This window comes from Streptomyces sp. AC627_RSS907 (assembly GCF_019049165.1).
This window is the reverse complement of record NZ_JAGMUE010001410.1, coordinates 1-631: the sequence shown is the minus strand read 5'-3', so window position 1 is coordinate 631 and position 631 is coordinate 1. Positions and strand designations below refer to the sequence as shown.

General features: G+C 75.1%; 1 protein-coding gene. It reads left to right on the top strand.

All coding sequences use genetic code 11. The features are described 5' to 3' along the window. Positions 1-54: 54 nt before the first annotated feature. Positions 55-631: AMP-binding protein (locus KUM32_RS42165; RefSeq protein ID WP_217146882.1), on the top strand; the 577-nt coding region annotated here is incomplete at its 3' end.

Sequence of the window (631 nt, the reverse complement as noted above, 5' to 3'; positions counted from 1 at the left end):
CGCCGAGACCGGCGCGAAGTTCCAGACGTTCCTGCACGCGGTGGGGGTTGACCAGTGAGTACGCCGACCTGGCCGAGCGAGTTCGCCGAGCGGTACCGGGCCGCCGGCTGGTGGCGCGGCGAGACGTTCGGGCAGATGCTGCGCGAGCGCGCGGAGCGTCACCCGGACCGGATCGCGATCGTGGACCCGGCGCCCGCGCCCGGCTCCCCGGACGGCCGCCGCCTGACCTACGGCGACCTTGACGCCCGCGCCGACCGGCTCGCCGCCGGCTTCCTGGCCCGTGGCATCGGCAAGGGCGACCGGGTGGTGCTGCAACTCCCCAACGTCGCCGAGTTCTTCGAGGTGATGTTCGCGCTCTTCCGCGTCGGCGCGCTGCCCGTCTTCGCGCTGCCCGCGCACCGGGAGAGCGAGGTGCGCTACTTCTGCGAGTTCACCGAGGCCGCCGCGTACGTCATCCCGGCCACGCACGGCGGGTTCGACTACCGCGAACTGGCCACCGCCGTCCGCGCCCAGGTGCCCACGCTGCGGCACGTGTTCGTCGCGGCGGACCCGGCCGAGGCGGGCGGGCACACGCCGCTGGCCGACCTACCGGCCGAGCCGGTGCCCATCACCGACCCGCCCGCCCCCGGTG